This window comes from Veillonella seminalis (assembly GCF_003992065.1).
GTDB classification, from domain to species: domain Bacteria; phylum Bacillota; class Negativicutes; order Veillonellales; family Veillonellaceae; genus Veillonella_A; species Veillonella_A seminalis.
The window spans coordinates 14,776-35,939 of record NZ_RQUZ01000016.1 but is presented as its reverse complement, the minus strand read 5'-3'; the positions used below and the strand labels follow the sequence as shown (position 1 = coordinate 35,939).

Here is a 21,164-nt window from a genome sequence, read left to right as displayed (position 1 = left end):
CAAAAACACCCTACTTTTTATTAATAGTAATACGAACCGTCAATATAGTAGGACCAACCTATTTGATTCATACCATATTCAAATACAGGATTACGAGGAATAGTTACAGTATCATGACCGCCTGACATAGTATTAGTACGATAACGCCACATACCGTTTCTAAATTTTCCAAAATGCCAAGTAACTACTTTTTGCAACTGACCATAGCAAACAAATTTAGTAGCTATAGAAAAACCGCGTCCGTTTGAATCGGAACTATAGGTAATAGTATCATTCATAGTATACACATCAACATTGTCATTATTATAATGCGCCACCCACACATCAGTGGCACTTGCCGAATTCGTACCAGCAAACATAAACATAATACCCATACACATAATAATTAGTCCTTGCCATAGCCGTTTCATACAACTCACCCTTCCAATCAAAAACGTGCTACTTGATAATATACTTTAAGTATAGCATAAGTTGATTGTCCGGTATACAGCAACATATATCTCATAAAGAGAGCCCTCGACTTCATTCGTAGTCGAGGGCATTCTTAATTTATAATATCATTTATTATATTTCTTTTAGCTATTCAACTTACCTAAAATAATGTTGCCGCATACGCCCCCATGGCGTCACCATCATGGCCCACGCCGGGAACTTCCTGTAGCTTCCAATTGAAAGGAACACCCATCTGCTTCGCGGTTTCTTGTGTTTTTTCATAAAAAGCATGACCACGTTCCAGACGGTTTAAACCTTGAGCATCAGCTTCCGGTGTTTTTCTAAGTACCTTAGATCGCTGTGTATCCTTATCTCCCAATAAAATAATTACCGGTTTTGCGAACGCATTTTTAAGTTGCTTATCGGATACAGGCACATTCTTAATGCCGTAAGGGAAAAGAATAGATCGATCAGGCATTGTATACCAACCTGCATTGGCGATTACAATTTTATCGGCAGTACTGTTTTGATCAAACAATACATAACGATGAATTAACTGAGCACCGGCGGAATGAGCAAACAGTATAACAGGACTCTTTTGAATCTGCATACGGGCACGGACGTCAGCCATTACATTATCAATAACAGGGAAAATCCATGTTGATTCAGGATTTAGCATTTCATCTCCTTCCTGATTCACCACATAACCAAGGTTATAGTAGGAAACTCCCGGAAATTTTTCTTCTGAAAATTCAGGACAAATTACTAAGAAACCTTTCTCTTCCGCAGCTTTTATCCAGCCATCACGGTACGCATCAGCATTACGCTGCAAGCCATGAAATACAATAATAACCGGTTTACCGTCCTGCCACGAAGAGGCTCGATAGGTAAAGATATGCATCGGCTCCGCGGTTGCTCCGCGAGTTTCTGTCATAAGATAACTACCGGCTCCCACCGAAATTGCGCTAGGTGAATCAGTTGACTTTGCCTGAATCAGCTGCAACGGCAACAAGAACGACAGCAACACAAAAAGAATAATTTTAAATATTTTAAACATCTTGAATTGCTCCTTTCCCCAAAACATCTATCAAATTTAGCTATCTTTAGCTCATTAGAAAATTACAGCCATTAAGAAAGATACCACTAAAGCAATACCCATCGGAATTGCTGTACGTTTTACAAGATCAACCGGAGATACATCAGCAACACCGGCTACAGCAACAACAGCAGCCGTAATTGGCGACGCACTACGTGCAATACTGGATGCCATCTGCATTGGTGTAATCATAGCCGCCGGCATCATCGAAAGGCCTTTGGCAATATCCGGAACCAAAGCACCAAAGGAATAGAACGGAGCATTACCGGAGCCCATAATAACTGCCGCAATAGCTACAATTAAAGTCATTATCAAGGTTACCCCGATAGCACCAAAGCCGGAACCCTGTGCTCCTTTTATAATCATGTCAATGGCACCGATTTTTGTCAACCCATAAGCGAAGGTTTCACCGGCTACAATCAACGTAACAACGGTTGCAAATAGATGCCCCATACCATCAAAGAAAACTTGGATATTTTTACACACTTCCATCGGCCTACGCGTACGAATCACTTCAAGAATCATAGCAATAAAAATACTGATAATCATGGCCGTCACGACAGACATCTTAATACTTGAAATACCAAGCTTACTGAAAACTAATACAAAAATAATTGGAATCATCGGTAACAGAGCGTAGATTTTCGGCGGTAAATTTTCAGTTTCGCTTTCATGTGCCGAAACCGCCTGAAGTTTCTGTGGCTCAAGCCCTTCTTTGCGGTCAAAATAACGTTGCACGAAATAATGTGAAACAGCGATAGCTACCATCGTTACTACGGCAATCGGAATCTGTTTGGCCACAAAATAATCGGCTACATCAAGGCCGGCAGTTTTAGCAGCAAATACGGCTGACCCTGAAGCAGGGCCTAAATCCAAGCAAGGTGTCGTAGCTACTACAGCAGCCGCCGACAAACGACTAACACCCAAATTAACAAGAACCGGATACATAGTTGCCATCAATAAAACACACAGTCCGGCCGCACTTGGAATAACAATATTGAGCAATTGACCGATAATATAGCTGATGCCCAACAAAACATATGGTGATTTCACCATACTCAGCGGTTTCGACGCAATATAAACAAGACTGCGACTGGCTCCGATATAATCCATATATTTGGCAAAACCGCCAACTGTCATAATCATAAGTCCGATACCCGCAGCACGATTGCTGAATACATCTTCAATAAACTTAAAAATATCAAACCAAGATAAGCCGGTAGATTTTTTCGCATCAAGCACCGGATATCCCATAAGAATGGCTACCGCCAAGAGGAATATACCTCCGGCAAACAGTACAGCTTGCGGCTTCATCCGTTTGATGATTAGCCACGCAACAACAATCGTTGTCAGTAGTGCAACTACTAAAGACAACATAAACCTCGCCTCCTAACACCTATACACTAAATAATCACTTCCCGTGCAAAATCTCTTCAAGCACAGCGTTCAATAATTTGGCTCTTGGTATTACCGAATCCCACTCCATATATTCACCGTCTGTATGAGCACCCCCGCCAATAGGTCCCATGCCATCAATGGTCGGTGCTCCCGCATCTGCGGAAAAACTGCCGTCTGAACCGCCACCGCTTGCCGTCCAGCCGAACGTTACACCGACACGTTTACCTTGTGTCTCTATGAGCTTCATCAATTGACCTGTTTTTTCAGAAGGTAACATAGGCGGTCTTGTAATGCCGCCTTCAATCTTAACCTGCGTATCCGGTACATGAGGATGTGCTTTCAATTCCTCCATTAACTCTTCAATGCGAGTAATTTCTGTTTTATCGTAATAACGCACATCTACAGCTGCCTTGGCCAATCCCGGAACGGCATTGATTACCGTACCGCCTTCTACTAAACCTACATTAACGGTGGTTTCTTTCGATAAATCAGTGGCCCCCTGCAAAGCAATAATCCAGTGAGCCAATTCTTCAATGGCATTACGGCCGTTTTCATAATCCACACCGGCATGGGCACTGCGTCCTTTCACGGTCAAATGATAACGTGCAATCCCTTTGCGCTGATATACCAAATTACCGTTAGCTCGCGCACACTCAAGAACCAACACACAATCAGATACCTTCGAGAGTTCCTGATTAACTGTCTTTGAATAACAGGACCCGATACCTTCATGGTCCGTATTTAAAAACACGCAAATATGCTTGTCTTTTAATTGACCTTGCTTATGCATGGCCCGCAATACATGAAGTGCCGACAATGCACCGCCTTTGCAATCAATAACACCGGGTCCCATCGCCCGATTACCTTCTAAACTAAATGGCCGCTTGGCTGCTGTTCCCAATGGAAATACCGTATCTAAATGTGCCAACAGTAACACATCATAATGTGATGCCGGTCCATTCGTGATTTTCAGACAATGTCCGATAGAAGGTGCCAAGTTTAAAGACTCAACCTGCCATCCTAATTGTTCATACTGTTTTTTGAAAAAATCGGCAACCTTATCTGAACCGACCGGTTCAGACGATGAGCTGTCAATATTGACCAAATAAGCCAGCTCTTGTTGATATAGATCAATATCAAATTTTAATTTCGAACTGCTACTCATGTCATATCTTCTCCTTCCGCAATTATGTATGCCTTTAGTGTATACGTAATATGCACAAAAGTACAATTCGCAGTTCTACTGTTATCATTAGCAAAACGAATTGCAATAATACAATGAGAATGATAAGATGGATAATATAATAGATAATTTATGCCTTATTTTACCTTATCTGCATAAAGAGGTAAGTACCTATGCTGTTAAAACAAATCCAGTACTTTTTGGCTGTAGCCGAATGCCGTCACTTTACACGTGCAGCTGAACGTCTTTTCGTCTCACAATCGGCATTGTCACAACAGATTACAAAATTAGAAAATGACCTGAATATAAAACTTATTAATCGAGATACTCACCCCATTGAATTAACTCCGGCCGGCGAAGATTTTCTACGCGATGCAGAGCGTATTATGGCGGATGTCAATCGACTCCACGAAAGTATGGAACGGTGGCAACAGCCACAAAAACATACTATCCATATCGGCATGATTACAGGACTCGGCGGCATGCCATTATCCGATTATTTGGCAGAGTTCAACACCACTTATCCGGAGGCTCGTTTCACCTTGGAGCATCATTTGAGTAAAGAATTATGCAAAATGCTACTGGATGAACAATTGGATTTTGCTATTTTCGCGGCACCGCAAAATATAGATAGCTACCCGTTTGAAATTATTGAAATTCAACAAGAATCGTTTCTGGCTCTTTTACCTAAAAATCATCCTCTAGCTGACGATAAGTACTTAGACCTTGCAATAGCCAAGGATGAACCCTTTATTTTCCCTACACCGGAAAATGTGTCCTATGATATTTTCTGCACCGCCTGTAAAATCGCAGGATTTACGCCTGACATTGTCAGTTATTGCAGTGGTGCTGCCAATCGCATTGATTTAGTAAAATCAGGCTTAGGCGTCACACTCATTTCAGAAAGTGCCTTGCAATACCATAAAGCCGAAGGGCTTCCTGTTTTGCCTCTAAAAGATCCTATTTATAAGCATACGGTAATGGCCCGACTAACAGATGCACCACCAAGTGTCTATAAGGATGCTTTTTGGAAACACTTAAAAGAGAAAATATAAAAAAACGCCATCGACTCCCAACTGTCGATGGCGTTCTTACTTTATATCTTAATTAGTGTGTTTCTTTTAAATATTGTAAATCACCAAACCAGTACGATGCTGTAGTACCACCGTTGATAAGGATGTCGCTACCGGAGATGAAACGGCCTTTATGGCTCAAAAGGAATTCGCCCAAATCACCGATTTCATCCGGTGTACCGGCACGACCGGCCGGGCTGAGGGATAGCATCTTGCGGTAACCTTCTTTACGCGGTCCGTTGAGTTCGTCATTGGCAAGTGGCGTAATAACAATCCCAGGGCTGATAGCGTTAACCGTTGCACCACGTTTGCCCCACTTAGTGGCTTCCGCCATAACGCGAAGACCATTACAACGTTTGGAATACTGATATGCTTTCAACGTATCATCAATTGCTTTCAAGAATGGTAATTCCAACAATTCTTCGGTTGGCGTCATAGCCAATTTATCTGTTTCGTCCTATGGTAAGGCACCCAAGCGATGACCGGACTGGGAAGAAATAATAATACCAGAACCGCCGTTGGCAATAACTTTGCCAAATTCTTCCAATAAAACGGCTGTACCGTAAAGGTCTACTTTTAAAATAGTTTCAACCGATGCTTGGGATGGGGAAACGCCGGCCGCATTAATGAGGTATTTAATTTCACCAAACTGCTTAGCATGATCGATAAGCGCTAAAATAGATTCACGGGACGAAATATCAACGGCAATCGTGCTTGTTTTAAAACCCGTATTTTCGAGGACTTCAGCTGCTTGTGCTGCATTTTCTTCTCTCAAATCTGCCAACACAACATGACCACAGTCATCCTCATACTCATGAACACGCTCATGATCACGCACACGACCACGCACATGGTTGTCTCGCCGACCATGTACATCCTCATGATCACAGTCACCCTCATGTACACGGTGATGTTAACGACTACATGAAAGCTGTTGCCGAATATCGCAAAAACATTTGCCTCCAAACAGGATGTTTTGGACAAAACTCCGGATCCGGCCGTACGAGAAATGATTCTTCGCATGGAACAAATTGGTTGCGATACTACCTTCGATCGTTTTGACAAACAAAAACCACAATGTACCTTCGGTATTCCTGACGACACAGATGATGTTAAAGCCTTGGCCGGCAAATTGGCTGATGTACTCTTAGCCGACTTATCCCGTCCAACCCCGGACGATTACGAAGCCATCAAAGCCTTGGCTCCGGCTGAACGTCAAAAAGTTTGGCAAGATTTGGACATCATCCCAATCAGTGCTTATAACGAAGTATTTGATGCTTACCATCGCACCGGTTGCGGTACTGATGGTGATTGGGAAAGCATTATGAAACAATTCTTACGTTGCGGTCTCGCTTTCTGTTATACCGGTGTAGTAGCTGCCGATATTGCCACTGATGTTCTCTTTGGCATCGGTCACCGTGCTACTTCTAAAGTAAATGTTGGAGCTTTGAAAAAAGGCTATGTTAATATCGCCGTTCACGGTCATTTGCCAACATTAGTCAGCGAAATCGTTCGTATCGGTCGTACTCAGGAATTCATCGACATGGCTAAAGCCCATGGTGCCGAAGGGATTCAATTCTACGGCGTATGCTGTTCTTGCTTGTCCGCTATGTACCGCTATGAAGGCGTTATTCCATTGTCCAATGCCGTTGGTGCCGAACTAGTTTTAGGTACCGGTGCGCTTGATTTATGGGTAGCCGATGTGCAGGACATATTCCCTGCCATCATGGATGTAGCCCGTTGCTTCAAAACAACCGTTGTTACTACTAATGATGCAGCTCGTTTACCTGGCGCCGAACATTATGCGTACGACCATCATCATTCCAACATTGAAGATACTGAAAAATTGGCTCGCAAAATCGTAACTCGTGCTATCGAAAGCTTCGCTAATCGTCGCGATGTATCTGTTTTCATTCCACCATACGAAGTAACAGCCGATGTAGGTTTCAATGCCGAAAACATTGCCGAAGAATTTAATGGCTTCGATGCTTTTGTAGACGCCCTAAAGAGCGGTCAAATCAAAGGTATGGTTAACATCGTTGGTTGTAACAACCCTCGCGTTATTTATGAACGCGCCGTTGTAGACATTGCCGATGAGTTAATTAAAAACAACATTTTATTATTCACTAACGGTTGTGCATCCTTCCCTCTCTTAAAATTAGGGTATTGCTGTAAAGACGGTGCTTCCAAAGCCGGTAAATCCTTACAGGAATTCTTATGCGGTAAATTACCACCGGTATGGCATGTTGGTGAATGTGTAGATAACACGCGTGTATCTACTGTTTTAGCCGGTATCGCTCAGGCCGCCGGCAAAGACATTAAGGATATGCCGTATGCCTTCACAAGTCCTGAATGGTCCAACGAAAAAGGTCTCGACGCCTCCCTTGCGTTCCGCATGTTCGGTATCGACTCCTACCACTGCGTAGAACCACCGGTACAAGGCTCCACTAACGTGGAAAACTTCTTAAAACATGACACGAAAGATATGCTCAGCTCCGTTATAACGGTTAATACAGATCCGAAAACCTTGGCAAAACAGATTATTGCCGGCATCGAAGAAAAACGTCGTAAGTTGGGCTGGGACTAGTAGCGTTCTAATCAGTATAAACTAAATTAGAGTTGCTAATTATACGCCAACCGGTATACAAAGAGTTTAGCTTAAACTTTTATAAAAACGGAAAAAGGTAATATACAACCAAAGCCTTCCTTTAACATTAGGTATGAAATCCTAAATTAAAGGAAGGCTTTTTTATCACTCCACATTTTCTCCATATTATCACCCAATTATATAATATTGACCGTCCAACCATCAGCCGACAATTAGAAAATATTTAACGAACCCCAGAACCTCGGAACGAGGCGAAATCAAGGGCATCAACGGTTCTAAAACGCTGCATATCGGTTCATGTGCCCTTCTGTTTTGTTACCTAGGGAACAGAACAAAAAATGGGGGGGTATGTTATGCTACCCAAAGAAAGTCATTTCTACGTTTTCTGCGTTTCCTGTGAACAATAAGCAGCTAATGTATCGAAATCTAAGATGTTGATACAACCGCGTTTTACCTTGATAATATTTTCCTGCCGCAGACGAGAAAGGCACTTTGTAACATGATTACGCCCTACCCCCAGTAGGTTAGCTATAGTTTCCTGCGTAATCACGACAGAATGATCACCGTCCCGGTTATTTTCGGCCATAAGAAACAGAAAATTACATAGTTTTAGGAAGGTATAATTATAGTGCTGATGGGCAACGTCATAAATGAGCATATTGATATAGGCTGATTGATGTTCTTGCTGAGCGGCTCATGCACCAAAGGATGCTAACGGATTTTTTTCGATGCCACTACCGAAAAACGCCGTCTTGGTGCCGTTCTCCGCATAGGCTATCACCGTAAACTGATTCGGATAACACTTGCGAACTTCTCCCTTAACGTCATTGGCATTCCCTATACGGTTCGTCTTGCCCGCATAGAGAAAGCGTCCAAAAAAGCCGCCACCGAAACGGATATTCATAGGAACCACCTGTTTGTGAAAGAAATTTCTATCCTTCCCGCGCCACCGGTATAGAAAAACGTATTTTTGCCCGGTACGGCAGAAAGGAACTGTCCGCTGAAAGTATTGATGCTGTTCGCTTCATCCCGCCAGACCGTTCCCTCTTTCGTATTGACCATTGCCATACGCGGTGCAATAAGCAGGGCATCGGAAAGCTTCATGTGCTTCTTCATTTCTTCATGCCATATTGTGACCGCAGGCATTTCCTTTTTCGGGATGAGGCGGAACGTCATCGGGGTATCCACACTCCCCAGGTTATGCACCACCATGGGCGCTTTGGTCACTTCCACAGGGAAATCATAAACAACCTTCGATTCCTGCCCCTGGTAGCGGAACGGATCTGCAAGAAGCAGACTGACGGTGATATTGCTCCGGCGCTGCTTAAAACCTTTTAAAAACTTTGAATTCTTTCTTCCTCAACGTCATATATGAATTATTTTGCTTTCTTTCATGCAGCATGAAAAAACCCCGGGGAGTTATTTCCCTCGGGGTTTTCTTTTTTACTTCGGTTGTGCCGTTTTTATGAAGTTTTATTTTGCTTTTCTCTTCTCGTTGACACGGACTCTTTCGATGACCGGGTTTCCGTTTTTATCTTTGGAAATGACATCGATACGGAAACGTTCCAATTCCGGTTCGAATTCCTGAATCAGCTTTTCGTTCACATTGAGGCCTTTTTGCATGGCTCTGTAAACGATTTCTGCAAATTCATAGCGTGTCATCATACGGTCTCCGCCGAAAGTTCCGTCCGGGTAACCTTCGAGCAGTCCCTGTTTCGTGAGTTCTTCTACTGCTTCATAGGCCCAGTGGTTCTTTGCGATATCCGGGAAAAGTTTCATCTTGACCGGATCGGGAGTCTGTCCCTGTCCGATACCTGTGACGGCTTGTCTCAGGACTTCCACTTCTGCACGGAGATCTTTGATTTCTTTCGCCATAGCGACTCTGGAGGTCGTTACATGGTTGCCTTGTCCAAGTTTTACAGAAACGCCTGCGTTCACCATGTTTTCTCCGCCGCCGAAGGATCCGCCGACACTGAACATGGTGTCTTCATTCGGACGGTAGTACGCGCCGATAGCGACAGCATTCGCGCCGCTGTAATTGCCGTAGCCTGCGGCAAAGTCCCATTTGTCATCAGGGTCGAAATCGAGCGGGTGGAGTGCGGCAAGTGCGGCAGCGCCTGCGCCGACTCTGTTCACACGGGTATTCAGTTCGCTCACTCTACCTCCGAGAATGGAAATATTCTGATTACTCTGGTTCTCGATCGCTTTGAGCTGTTTCACGTTCACCGCATCACTATCCTCTTTGCCGTCTGCCACATTGGCGATTGTCTTGCCACCGGCGTTAATGCCGTCTTTTTTGACGGACGGGCCGTCTTTGATGGTAAGACCTTCGTTGTTAATGGTGACGGTATCTCCTTCTCCCACAGTGATTTTGTCACTTACCTTGACCGTCTTTGTATCAACCGTATCAGCCTTAACCGTTCCGGCATTAACTGTCGTAGCGGAAACCGAGTTCAAACCCTTGAGGTTTTTAGCAAGAGTAACAGTATATTCTTCTTTATCATCAGCTTTTGTAACGGAAATATTTTCATCTCCTGCTTTAACCACGGTCTTTTTCTTTGCAATCTCATCTTTCAGTTCATTAACGGTTTTATTTTCGGAAATATCAATCTTGCTTCCTTCAATACCGTATTTGATAGTCGAACCGTCTCTTGTTACGGTAAGCCCCTGATCTTTTGCTGCTACATCAAAGGTAACTGCATTATTGGTATTGTCAATCTTTTGTCCGGCTGCCTCTTCTCCCGCTTTTACGGTCCACGAGGTCATCTTAGCGGCAATATCTTTCGCGTTCTGCTCGATTTTTTCGGTGTTCTTTCCGATAGTTTTCGTGTTTTCACCGATAGCTTTCGTGTTTTCGCCGATGGCTTTCGCATTTTCACCGATAGCTTTCGCGTTTTCACCGATAGCTTTCGTGTTTTCACCGATAGCTTTCGCGTTTTCACCGATAGCTTTCGTGTTTTCACCGATAGCTTTCGCGTTTTCGCCGATTGCTTTCGTGTTTTCTCCGATAGCTTTCGTGTTTTCACCGATAGCTTTCGTGTTTTCACCGATGGTCTTTTCTGCGGTATCTACACGACCTGTCAACGTTGTGATATCTCCAGCGTTCTTTTCAATAGCTTTCGTGTTTTCGCCGATGGCTTTCGTGTTTTCGCCGATGGCTTTCGTGTTTTCACCGATAGCTTTCGCGTTTTCGCCTATGGCTTTCGTGTTGTTCTCGATAGCCGTATCGTGTCCGTCTACACGGGTTGTCAAGTTCGTAATATTCGTCTTGTTTTCAGCAATATTGCTTGTGTTATCCGTTACCTGTTTCTTGAACTTTGCATCCAAGCCTACGGTAACGGTCGGTGCATCATCGTTTCCGCCTACAGTCACGGTGGTTTCACCGTCCGTGCCAAGGAATTTGACGTTGTTGTTTTTGTCTTTTCCGAGGTTGACGGCTTTCGTGTTGGTTCCGTCAGTGACGCTGAATTTTGCGGAAATATTGGTAACTGCCGTATTGCCGCTATTGATATTCCCTACCAGTTGCTTGTTATTCACACCGTACTTGATGGTCGCGCCGTCTCTCGCGACGGTAAGTCCCTGATTTTCTTCTACGTCAAATGTCGCCACATTATTGGTATTGTCAATGGTCTGACCCTTTGCAGCCGGGTCTTTATCCGTTGTCGCCGCTTTGAGTACCCAGGATTTCATCTTCTCTTTGACGGTATCGCTGTTGTCGATCTGATCATTGATTTGCGTATTCAGCTTGGTTACGTTCATGCCGAGCTTCAGGCCGTCATTATTCACGGTCGCCGTGATGTAGTCATCACTCGTGACTTTAACGGTATCTTCGGCTTTCACGATTTTTGTTCCTTTTGTCGCATTGCCGTCTTCTAAGGTCCAGCCTTTTTTGAGGGTCGTGATATCTCCCGTATTGGTCGTTACTTTACTGTCAACATCTTTCAACTGTTTGAAGTTGACCGCATCGCCGTCTTTTGTACCGGGTGCCACGTTGGTGATTTTATTGTTATTCGCATTGATACCATTGCTATTGATATATGTCTTATCGCCAACTTTGAATGCTTCACTTGAAACGCTGGTCAGGCCTGTGAGCGTTTTGCTCAGTTCGAGTTTGTAGCCAACTTTCTTGTCGTTCGCGTCCTTGTCGTCAGTAACAGTCAAGTTCTTATCCACGGAAGTGAGGTTCGGACCTTTGACGGTGTAGGTCGTTCCCTTTCCGTCTTCCGTTTTTTTCGTAACGGTCACATAGTCGCCCGCTTCGACAGTGGTCTTAGCGTTTTTGAGCTGCGCGACGTTGACCGCATCGGTGTCGTTCGTACCTGCGGCGAGGTTGGTGATCTGTCTTGTTTTATCTGCCGTGCCGACAGAGACAGCGCCCTTCACGGATTTCCATGTCGACGTAGTTTCTGTGGATGCTTCTCCCGTGAGAGGATCATAACCGACCACTTCCGCAGCGGTATCCGCCACCGCGCCTTCACCTAAGGCAACACCTGCGTTAGCCTTGGCTTGCGCTCCTGCGCCAAGCGCCGTTCCCTTTTCTTCCGACACAGCCGCATATCCTAACGCTACGCCGAGGTCGCCATTAATCCTTGTACCCGCACCGATACCAATCGCTTCTTTTGCTTCCACGAAAGAAGTCGTGCCAATCGCTATCGAATTGTAAAGGTTTGCAGCTCTCCAGTCGTGCGCATCTATCACCTTGTAATATTTTCTATCTACAATCGGTTTCGACGGATCATCATAGTTGTGATAAACAGCCTCATAGAGTCTATATAATTTTTGATCCGCTTCCGGCAATGCTTTATATTCTTCCGGAGTTATGCCTTTTCCTGAAACCCTCGCCTGATTACCGATCGCCACGGAACCGTCGCCAAATGCTCTGGTTTTATTTCCCAAGGTAACAGCACCCATTGCATACGATCCCGTTTGGTCGCCAACCGCTACAGCGTACGGTGCTTCCGCATTGGCCAGTTCACCAACCGCAACGCTGCGGAAGTTACTGAAACTGTTAGTACCGACAGATACGGCGAACTCTTTGCTGTTGCTTTGGATACCGACGGATACGCCGCGCTCTTTACTCATGCTGTCCCTGCCGATGGCTACGGCTCCGAATCCGTCCGCATTGGCGTAGCCGCCGATCGCTACGGTTCGATGAATCACGCCCTTAGCCCCGGTGCCGATCGCTACTGTTTCCTGACCTTCCGCGCTGCTTTCGCGCCCGATCGCTACACCGCCGAAGCCTGTGACAGAAGCACTGCTACCGACAGCAACTCCGTCATTAGCCGCAACTCCGGATGACGCTTTCAAACCAATCACTACTGACGATTCTCTTTCGGCTTTGGCATCTTTGCCGATTGCGATCGCGTTTTTACCTGTCGCGCCATCGTTATTCCAGTTAGTGTCGGCAGGATTTTTGCTATCGTCCGATTTCACGGAGAAATAGTGAATGGAAGGCAAGTTGTCAATACGATCACCTAAGTTAATAATCGACTGATTTTTCGCGATATCGAGCTTGCTGCCGTCGATAGTGTATTTAATGGTCGAGTCTTTTCTTTCTACGGTGAGCCCGTTGCCGGATGCGTCAAAGGTAACCGTGTTGCCGTTTTTGATTTCCTGCGGTGTTGTTTCGTCCTTTGCTTTCAGTTTCCACGAGCTCATGACACCATCGGGACCGTCGGTAATGCCGAGGTCTTGTTTCAGCTGTTTCATGTTCAGCGAATAGGTGACGTTTCTGTCCTTATCGACAGATGAGGTCAGCGAGGACCCACCCGCCGTTGCATCCGTTGTTGTGTCTACCGCCGCTTTGAAGGTGACTTCCGGTTCTTTATCTCCGCCGAGTGTGACATTCGCCTTGCCCGTTCCACCGTCTTTTACGATGAAGCCTTTTTTGAGGCCGGTGATATCATTTTTGTTGGTCGTGATGTCACCCGTATTGGTCGTGACTTTTCCTTCCAACGCCTTCAGCTGCGCGACGTTGACCGCATCATTGTCGTTAATACCGCCCGCGACATTGACGATACGGCGATAGTTCGCGGCGACGTCCTTATCTCCTGCTTTGTACGCCGGATTGCCTACCGATACAATACCGGCTGCGGCTTTCACTTCTTCTTCGCTGAGGTACGCTTTCCCATCAATGGCTTCTTTCGCGAAAGAGTTGCTGCCGATCGCGATGCTGTTTTCGTCATAGGCACGCGCGCCGAATCCGAGCGCTACGCCGCCTTTTTTGTACACAATGGTATTGGAGCCGAGAGCCGTTGCGAATTCCGCGCGGGAGTCCGCCCAATGACCGACCGAGGTCGATTCTTTTTCAAATGTACGCGCCTGTTTGCCCAGTGCCGTGCTGTAATTCCCTTTGGCAACCGCCGCGGCACCGACCGCTGTCGTATTGGTGTCATGCGCTTCTGCCCCTGCACCCAATGCCGTCGTTTGGAATCCGAAAGCACTCGCTTTCATACCGATCGCCATCGAGTTTTCGCGTGCCAGTTTTCCCGGACCCGCTACTGTATCATCAGCGACCGGCAAATACGGCTCGCTCGGGTTCCATGCATCCCCCGGATTCGGCATACCCTCACCCGAATGATCCTGCGTTTTAGCGCCGACATAGGCGCCATCACCGATGGCAATGCCGCGGCCGCCCGTTTGATCTACCGTGCTGTTCGTTCCTACTGCAATTCCGCGGTTCGCCAACGATTTTGCCTGCGTACCGAAACTGATTCCGTTTTCCGCATCCGTTTTCGCAGTCGTGCCAATCGCAATGCCTTGATTCTTGGTTACAGCGGCCTCCTGCCCGATCGCGGTAGCGTACATTGCGGCTTGCGCCTTAGCTTCATTGCCGAGCGCTATATTGGCAAATCCCGCAGCGTCACTCTTCACGCCCAGAGCAAGTGAATAATGCGCGTTCGCGCCTGTGTGAGCGCTTGCACCCATGGCTACTGCAGCATAACCCTCACTTTTTGCTTTTTGGCCGATCGCAATGGCCTTATTTCCTGTCGCGCCGTCATTATTCCAGTTGGTGTCGGCAGGTTTTTTACTGTCATCTGCTTTGACGGAGAAATAATGAATGGAAGGCAAGTTGTCTACTTTGGTATTCAAGGCCTTCAGCTGCGCGACGTTCACCGCGTCAGTGTCTGCCAGACCTGCGGCGAGGTTGGTGATCTGTCTTGTTTTATCCGCCGCACCAACAGAAACAGCGCCGTTTCCGGATTTCCATGTCGCATTGTCCGTTGTCGATGCTTTATCCGTGGCGGGATCGTACCCGAAAACACCCGCAGCGGTAGCCGCTTGCGAACCGGTACCCAAAGCGACGCCGCCTTCGACGCTGACGTCGGCGTCATTGCCGAGAACGGTGACGTTCGATGCTGTGGTTTTCGCTTTTGTTTTCAACGAACCGATGATGATATTTCCGTTCACATTTTCCAACTCGTGGTTGTCGCCCATGATGATGTTATGACTCGAGTCGGCGACGGTGTTTCGGTTGCCCGTCACGATGTTGTAGGTTACTTTCGGCGTGCTCGTTCCGTCATCATGATCCGTATTGGAAATTTCGTTGCCTACGCCGGAAACTTGCGTATAGAGAGCTCCCATTACCATGTTACCGTCACCTTCGACGCTCACATGGCTTCTTCCCTTCTGGAAGAGACCTGTCGGGTCGCCACCGTCTATCGGATCAAGGAAATCCTGCTCTTTTTGCTTATCTTCATCGGTCAGCGCTTCGGGATTATACGCATCATACACAAAGTTGCCTGTACCGCGGACAAATGTGCCGTGGGACTCCTCTACTCTGTTCATGTTCCCGATAACTTTATCTTCCCGACCACCATTTTCCGCACTTTGAGCAAAGATAGTGTTATCTGATCCGAGAATAATGCTTTGATCAAACTGTCCTTCTTTGGCCTTTAATCCACCGGTATAATTGTCCGAATTTTCACCGACGATGACGCTACCCTGTCCTCTGACAAATGAATAAGCACCTAAAGCAACGGCACCATCGCCATCTGATGATGTATGAGCACCGATAGCAATCGCACCCTGTTTGCTGGCGCCATCATTTTTGTAGTTGCCTTCATTCGGCGCCATGCCTTCACTTTTTACAGAAACGTAGTGCATGAAAGGCATATTATTATATAAGTATCTGATTCTTGAATCATTTGTACTTACATCCGTCTTAAGACGCCCGATGTCTCCCTCGTTTGTGCGTACCCTCCCGGAAAGATTGGTAATACTTGTGGTATTGGTAGCGATTCTCGCCCCCAGCTTATTTTCCGACGCAACAAGGTCTTTCCATGCTTTGCTCTGGAGAGCTTTCAGCTGCGCCACGTTGACCGCGTCGGTGTTGTCCGTACCGGCAGCGACATTAATAATCTGTCGGGTAATGTCCTTTTGCTGATTACCGACAGAAACGGCCGCTTTTGTGGCTTTCCACGTGGAAGTTTCGTCCGCACCGGCTCCCAACGGATCATAACCTACTTTACCGGCTTTGCCGTAACTCGAAGAGCTATAAGAGCCTACGTTGGATTCACTGCCCAACGCCACGCCGCCATCGATATCCGCTCTGGTGTTCGCGCCGAGGGTCACCGCGTCCTTCGCATAGGCTATCGACTTATATCCGAGAGCCGTGGCGTTTTCCAAGGCCGCATTGGCGCTGCTGCCGATCGCCGTACCGCCTTCAGCTAATTGTTTTTGCCAGACATCACCCACATTGGCAGTTCCGCCCAATGCGATCGAGTTTTTGCCGTACGCTCTGGCTTCCCGTCCGATAGCGACGGTATTATATGCCGTTGCCGTATCATTTTCATTGCCGGCCATTGCCCTGCGACCGATGGCAATCGTGTCACCGCTGTACGCCTGCGCTCCACCGCTCGAAGATTCGTAGTCACTGCCGATGGCAATCGCACCGAGTCCTTTGGCACTTGCATAATTACCGAAGGCGAAGGAGTCCATCGCCGACGCTTCCGCCGAGTTCCCAAAGCTCAAAGCATATTTTCCCGTGGCTTTGGCGCCCCCACCGATGGAGACGGATTGATGCCCCCACGCCTTGGCATCACGCCCGATGGCGATCGCCGAGTTCATTTTTGCGATATCGCTGACAACGTAGGGTAGTTTCGTTGTCGGGTCAAGTAGGATCGAGTTCGAATCTTTTTTGTTCGCGCCAGCTTCGGCTTGAATCCCGATGGCAATGCTCTTGTCGGCAGAGATTGCTTTATCTCCGATGGAGACCGCTTTATCCCCCAGCGCCCAAGCACTGTTACCGATGGCAACATCACCGTCACCGCCGTAACTGTTGTCCCGATGGTATCCCCCCGCCAAGGCCTCGCGGCCGATGGCGACACCGTGTTTGGCTTCCGAAAACGCACGGTAGCCGAGTGCCATGGAGTGCGCACCGAATGCCCCGTCGTTATCGACGTTGGTCCAGTCGGGATTGGCATAGCGATTCAGATAGTCGCGCTTCGGTTCAATGTAGTTCGGACGTACGCCAAAATACTGGAGCGCCAGTCCGTCATGCTTCAGTTTCTCGCCGATTTTATTCGAAACGTCATCATAGTAGAAAATACGATTCGCAATCGCCTCAGGAAAACTCGTAGGCCCATACTCCGCTTTCGCACCGGGGATTTCTCCGCCGTGGGCAATCTTGTCAAGCAAATATTTGGCAACTTCGTTCTTGACTTCGTCTTTTTCCTGTTGTGTCAAAGCCTGTACATCTGCCGTGCCTCCCGCCAAAAGCGCAGACATGACAAAGACGGCAAGCAGGCTGTTTTTGATGCGTGATTTATTCTTCCCGTGTCCTTTCGCCAGCTCGGACGCAACGACCCAGCAGTTTTTCGTCTTACTCCAAATCAACTTATAAATTTTATTCATATTTCCTCCTAAAAAGAGAATCGCAGCTAAAAGCTCCACCCCAAAAAAACATCGATGCTATTATTATATTATCATTGTAAGCCACAACAAGCCACATGTCAACATATATCAAATATTTTCTATATAACTATATATTATTCTTAATCATGCATGACAGATATCCGGTAAGAAGTATGAAAAAGCACAGGAAATGTAACATCGTTTTCTCAGTTAACACGGGGTTTTCGGAAGAGTGCCATGGAGAAAGGAAATAAAAATTTCAAATTTCTTTTTTCTTATTTTTATTTTTACTTATATAATATAATGAATTCTTTCTCGGTTGTTTGTTGTATCCGAAAAGCAGTGTAGTTTTTTATGTGAGTCATTTCCATATTTTTCGGTTTTACTCACACTTGCCCCTGCCGTTCTGTAAAAAACGTTCTTTCGTTTTTGCTCCAACCTCCCCCTTTCGTCAACCTGTCGGTTGACACTTTAGCCAAGGCAAAACGTCTCACTCACTTTTACAGCGTCGCTCCGCTCCGTCACAAGTTTCCCTGCGCCGCTTCCGCCCATGTAAAAGGCGTATCTCGATCCGGCCGTGCTGTCGGCAGGCTTATACCTTGACCGAAATAACCCACTGAATATTCCCATATCTCATCACGCTCCTTCCTGTTTGACGCATGAAAAAAGCACCTGCCTGTGTAATCAGGCAGATGCTTTCTCTTATATCGATTTCCTCTCCCTTAAAATGTCCATAATATTAAGGGAAAGTTATTCTTCTTAAAGGAATGCTACTTTATTCTGTAGTAGCAGGTGCTTTTGCCGCTTTCCTTGCGTCTCAGTTCGCCGGAAGCCACCAGCTTGCGCAGTGCACCCTCTACGGAACTGACGCTGAGAGACGGACAAAGTTCCCGAATATCCTGTTTGGTAAAACGACCTATCTTGTTTTGCGCTGCAAGCCGCACTATATCCAGTGCGGATCGTTTGATTTCCACAAGGGAGAAACGTTCCTCATAATCCCTGTAGGCCGCAAGGATCGTTCCAAGAAGGTATTTGATAAACGGGACAGGATCATCTGCTCCCTCATGCCAACCATCCTGTGACGCAGACAGCGCATCATAATATAAATCCTTATTCTTAGCGATCTTCGCTTCCAAAGAAATATATTTTCCGACATAGAATCCGCTTCTGTATAAAAGGAGCGTTGTAAGCAATCTGCTCATACGCCCGTTTCCGTCATTAAACGGATGGATACAAAGAAAATCGTGTATAAAAACAGGAATCGCAATCAGCGGTTCAAGTTCCATATTCCCGATAACACGGTTGTATTCCTCGCACAGCTTGTCCAGCGCAGACGGCGTCTCGAAAGGCGCAACCGGATTAAAGAGCGTTTCCCTATGCCCGTCCGGATAAGTCGCACTGATATAGTTCTGTACTGTTTTCGTCCTTCCTGCCACGGGATTATTCCATGTGGCTATAGAGGATTTTGTGCAGTTGAAGAATGAGGTCATATGAATAAAATACCGCGGCTGTCGTAGACCGAGGCAGTATTGTCATTTCCGCAGCGTATTGCGCGGTCAAGAGCCATGATGGTCGCAATTGCCCCGTCAATCTTTTCCGTGGATTTTTCCTTATCGGCTTTAATATTCCCAGCCGGGTCGGTGCGGATGAAGATGTTGTCCATATTCCACCGAAGGACAGGGTGTCCGCCGTGGGCGATGCGTCCTTCCAATGTAAGCTTCATGAATTCTTTGGTTGGAGGACTCATATCCTTGAACCCTTGTCCAAATGGAACAACGGTAAAGCCCATTCCCTCGAGGTTCTGCACCATCTGCACCGCGCCCCAGCGGTCAAAGGCAATCTCCCGTATATTAAACCTTGTGCCAAGATCTTCGATAAATTTCTCAATAAAGCCGTAATGAACAACATTTCCCTCCGTGGTCATAAGCAAGCCCTGACGCTCCCACAGGTCGTAGGGAACATGATCGCGCTTTACCCGAAGGTCAAGAGTATCCTCCGGCACCCAGAAGTACGGCAGGATACTGTATTTGTCCTCCTCATCCTGCGGTGGGAATACCAGCACAAACGCCGTGATGTCCGTGGTACTTGAAAGGTCAAGCCCGCCGTAACAAATTCGCCCTTCCAGATCGTCCTCGCTCACAGCGAAGGAACAGGCATCCCACCTGTCCATCGGCATCCATCTGACGGATTGTTTCACCCACTGGTTAAGACGCAGCTGCCTGAAAGCGTTCTCCTCGCCGGGCTTCTGCTTTGCGGAGTCGCAGGCGGCTTTTACCTTGTCAATGCCAACCGTGATACCGAGCGAGGGATTTGCCTTTTTCCACACGGCGGGATCAGTCCAGTCCTCCGACTCGTCCGCACCATAGATAACAGGATAGAAGGTCGAATCGATTTTCCTTCCGCTCATGATGTCGAGAGCCTTCTCATGCTGTTCATAGCAGATGGAATGCGTATCATTGCCTGCCGTGGTAATGAGGAAGAACAGCGGCTGCATCCTCGCATCGCCGGAGCCCTTGGTCATGACGTCAAACAGCTTTCTGTTCGGCTGAGTATGCAGTTCATCGAAGATAACGCCGTGGGTATTAAAGCCGTGCTTGTTCGCCACAGCCGCCGCAAGTTCCGACTTGCCTTGCTTTTTCGGAATCTCAATATATGCGGTACTGAACTGCCTGTAGCCGTTTTTCTTTATCACACCGAACAGGTCGCGGATTATCTGCTCCTGCCAGTCGATAAGCTCGAAGGGCTTTCCCGCCCATGTGCCTTTGGTATGGCACAGATGCTCGATGAACATCACGGCATAATCAGCGAGGTTCTTGTCATAGCGGGAGGTATCCGCCATGAACTTGGTAGGCTTATATTTCTTCAGTTTCCGTACTGCCAACGGCGTCTCCTCCTTCCGAAAATGGCATAAAAACAGCCGCATCTCTGCGACTTTCTAAAATCTGTCTGTACGAGAGACAGAGCCTTGCGGCCCGTCCCTTTTGCTGTTTTTTCTCTGTGTCTTACTGCTGCATCGCCCAGGCGATTGCGTGGCCTTCATCCTCAAACTCGACCTCGCTGACCGCCGCCAGTCCGATGGTGCTTTCGCAAGTCTTCCTGCCGTCTTCGAGGTACTCGTAAACCGCTCCGAAATAGGAAGGCTTGTTCTGCCCATTGTAGTAGTACCCGGCAAGCAGCACCTTATCTCCGAAGTTCAGCATCTTGCTTCGGCGGCATTCCATGTCCTCCGGCGTGGTGGGATTCGACAGCCTGTATTTTCTCATTCCTTCGTTGATTGTCATCATCGTATCCTCCGTTTCTTTCGGCATGTACATATATCACTACGGATATACCAGCAAGTCTTTTCTGTAGTTTTTCAAAGAAATATGCAGAATTATTCCTCGCCGTAAGCGATGGATAGCCCGCAGCCGTTATCCCAGCGAACCATAATAGAGCCGATATCATCCACGCCGATAACCGTGCCTTTGGTTCCAATCGGCGGAGCCTGCACATCCTCCATCCGTACCAGTTCCACCCGTG

13 protein-coding genes and 2 pseudogenes are annotated in these 21,164 nt (G+C 46.9%); 2 read left to right on the top strand and 13 right to left on the bottom strand.

Annotation, left to right across the window (positions count from 1 at the left end; genetic code table 11):
• Positions 1 to 20 precede the first annotated feature (20 nt).
• The 4 genes from EO126_RS09915 to EO126_RS09900 form a co-directional block, all read right to left on the bottom strand.
• On the bottom strand, positions 21 to 410 hold the full coding sequence (locus tag EO126_RS09915; RefSeq protein WP_225723628.1) for a hypothetical protein: 390 nt from the start codon (positions 408 to 410) through the stop codon (positions 21 to 23).
• A 182-nt stretch (positions 411 to 592) separates the two neighbouring features.
• A complete protein-coding gene (locus tag EO126_RS09910) occupies positions 593 to 1,489 on the bottom strand; it encodes an alpha/beta fold hydrolase (protein ID WP_127008720.1) in 897 nt (298 codons plus the stop codon).
• A 54-nt stretch (positions 1,490 to 1,543) separates the two neighbouring features.
• Positions 1,544 to 2,905 (bottom strand): C4-dicarboxylate transporter DcuC, encoded by a 1,362-nt coding sequence (dcuC, locus tag EO126_RS09905; RefSeq protein WP_127008718.1) that lies wholly within the window; start codon positions 2,903 to 2,905, stop codon positions 1,544 to 1,546.
• A gap of 34 nt (positions 2,906 to 2,939) precedes the next feature.
• Complete coding sequence (locus EO126_RS09900) at positions 2,940 to 4,091, bottom strand: M20 family metallopeptidase (protein WP_127008716.1); 1,152 nt, start codon at positions 4,089 to 4,091, stop codon at positions 2,940 to 2,942.
• Between the two features lie 191 nt (positions 4,092 to 4,282).
• Between EO126_RS09900 and EO126_RS09895 the strand changes: the two genes are divergently transcribed.
• Positions 4,283 to 5,164, top strand: coding sequence for a LysR family transcriptional regulator (locus tag EO126_RS09895; protein WP_127008714.1), 882 nt, complete (start codon positions 4,283 to 4,285; stop codon positions 5,162 to 5,164).
• A gap of 52 nt (positions 5,165 to 5,216) precedes the next feature.
• On the opposite strand, the pseudogene EO126_RS11030 reads toward EO126_RS09895, so the two are convergent.
• Positions 5,217 to 5,969: pseudogene (locus EO126_RS11030) on the bottom strand (SDR family oxidoreductase).
• Here EO126_RS11030 and EO126_RS09885 point away from each other — a divergent pair.
• Positions 5,930 to 7,769 (top strand): annotated as a pseudogene (locus EO126_RS09885) (anaerobic carbon-monoxide dehydrogenase catalytic subunit). The pseudogenes EO126_RS11030 and EO126_RS09885 overlap by 40 nt on opposite strands.
• Positions 7,770 to 8,166: 397 nt before the next feature.
• Here the strand turns inward: EO126_RS09885 and EO126_RS11090 are convergent.
• From EO126_RS11090 to EO126_RS09815, 8 genes are all read right to left on the bottom strand, one after another.
• Positions 8,167 to 8,448, bottom strand: a complete 282-nt coding sequence (locus EO126_RS11090) for a helix-turn-helix domain-containing protein (protein ID WP_051018249.1) — start codon at positions 8,446 to 8,448, stop codon at positions 8,167 to 8,169.
• A 36-nt stretch (positions 8,449 to 8,484) separates the two neighbouring features.
• On the bottom strand, positions 8,485 to 8,694 hold the full coding sequence (locus EO126_RS09875; RefSeq protein WP_006556163.1) for a hypothetical protein: 210 nt from the start codon (positions 8,692 to 8,694) through the stop codon (positions 8,485 to 8,487).
• Positions 8,691 to 9,023, bottom strand: a complete 333-nt coding sequence (locus tag EO126_RS09870) for a phage distal tail protein (protein WP_127008712.1) — start codon at positions 9,021 to 9,023, stop codon at positions 8,691 to 8,693. The genes EO126_RS09875 and EO126_RS09870 overlap by 4 nt, the downstream gene beginning before the upstream one ends.
• A 240-nt stretch (positions 9,024 to 9,263) precedes the next feature.
• A complete protein-coding gene (locus EO126_RS11020; protein WP_240631463.1) occupies positions 9,264 to 17,645 on the bottom strand; it encodes an ESPR-type extended signal peptide-containing protein in 8,382 nt (2,793 codons plus the stop codon).
• 770 nt (positions 17,646 to 18,415) lie between these two features.
• Positions 18,416 to 19,081, bottom strand: coding sequence for a Fic family protein (locus EO126_RS09830; protein ID WP_240631461.1), 666 nt, complete (start codon positions 19,079 to 19,081; stop codon positions 18,416 to 18,418).
• A 50-nt stretch (positions 19,082 to 19,131) separates the two neighbouring features.
• On the bottom strand, positions 19,132 to 20,526 hold the full coding sequence (locus EO126_RS09825) for a terminase large subunit (RefSeq protein ID WP_225723631.1): 1,395 nt from the start codon (positions 20,524 to 20,526) through the stop codon (positions 19,132 to 19,134).
• 121 nt (positions 20,527 to 20,647) lie between these two features.
• Positions 20,648 to 20,929 (bottom strand): Nmad4 family putative nucleotide modification protein, encoded by a 282-nt coding sequence (locus EO126_RS09820; RefSeq protein WP_225723632.1) that lies wholly within the window; start codon positions 20,927 to 20,929, stop codon positions 20,648 to 20,650.
• Between the two features lie 89 nt (positions 20,930 to 21,018).
• Positions 21,019 to 21,159: a DUF4314 domain-containing protein gene (locus EO126_RS09815; RefSeq protein WP_231160798.1), complete on the bottom strand. Its 141-nt coding sequence runs from the start codon at positions 21,157 to 21,159 to the stop codon at positions 21,019 to 21,021.
• Between the last annotated feature and the right edge of the window lie 5 nt (positions 21,160 to 21,164).

Excerpts from the sequence above, each read along its gene's own strand:
- EO126_RS09915 (WP_225723628.1), bottom strand. The coding sequence starts at position 410 with ATGAAACGGCTATGGCAAGGACTAATTATTATGTGTATGGGTATTATG.
- EO126_RS09910 (WP_127008720.1), bottom strand. The coding sequence starts at position 1,489 with ATGTTTAAAATATTTAAAATTATTCTTTTTGTGTTGCTGTCGTTCTTG.
- dcuC (WP_127008718.1), bottom strand. The coding sequence starts at position 2,905 with ATGTTGTCTTTAGTAGTTGCACTACTGACAACGATTGTTGTTGCGTGG.
- EO126_RS09900 (WP_127008716.1), bottom strand. The coding sequence starts at position 4,091 with ATGAGTAGCAGTTCGAAATTAAAATTTGATATTGATCTATATCAACAA.
- EO126_RS09895 (WP_127008714.1), top strand. The coding sequence starts at position 4,283 with ATGCTGTTAAAACAAATCCAGTACTTTTTGGCTGTAGCCGAATGCCGT.
- EO126_RS11090 (WP_051018249.1), bottom strand. The coding sequence starts at position 8,448 with ATGCTCATTTATGACGTTGCCCATCAGCACTATAATTATACCTTCCTA.
- EO126_RS09875 (WP_006556163.1), bottom strand. The coding sequence starts at position 8,694 with ATGAATATCCGTTTCGGTGGCGGCTTTTTTGGACGCTTTCTCTATGCG.
- EO126_RS11020 (WP_240631463.1), bottom strand. The coding sequence starts at position 17,645 with ATGAATAAAATTTATAAGTTGATTTGGAGTAAGACGAAAAACTGCTGG.
- EO126_RS09820 (WP_225723632.1), bottom strand. The coding sequence starts at position 20,929 with ATGATGACAATCAACGAAGGAATGAGAAAATACAGGCTGTCGAATCCC.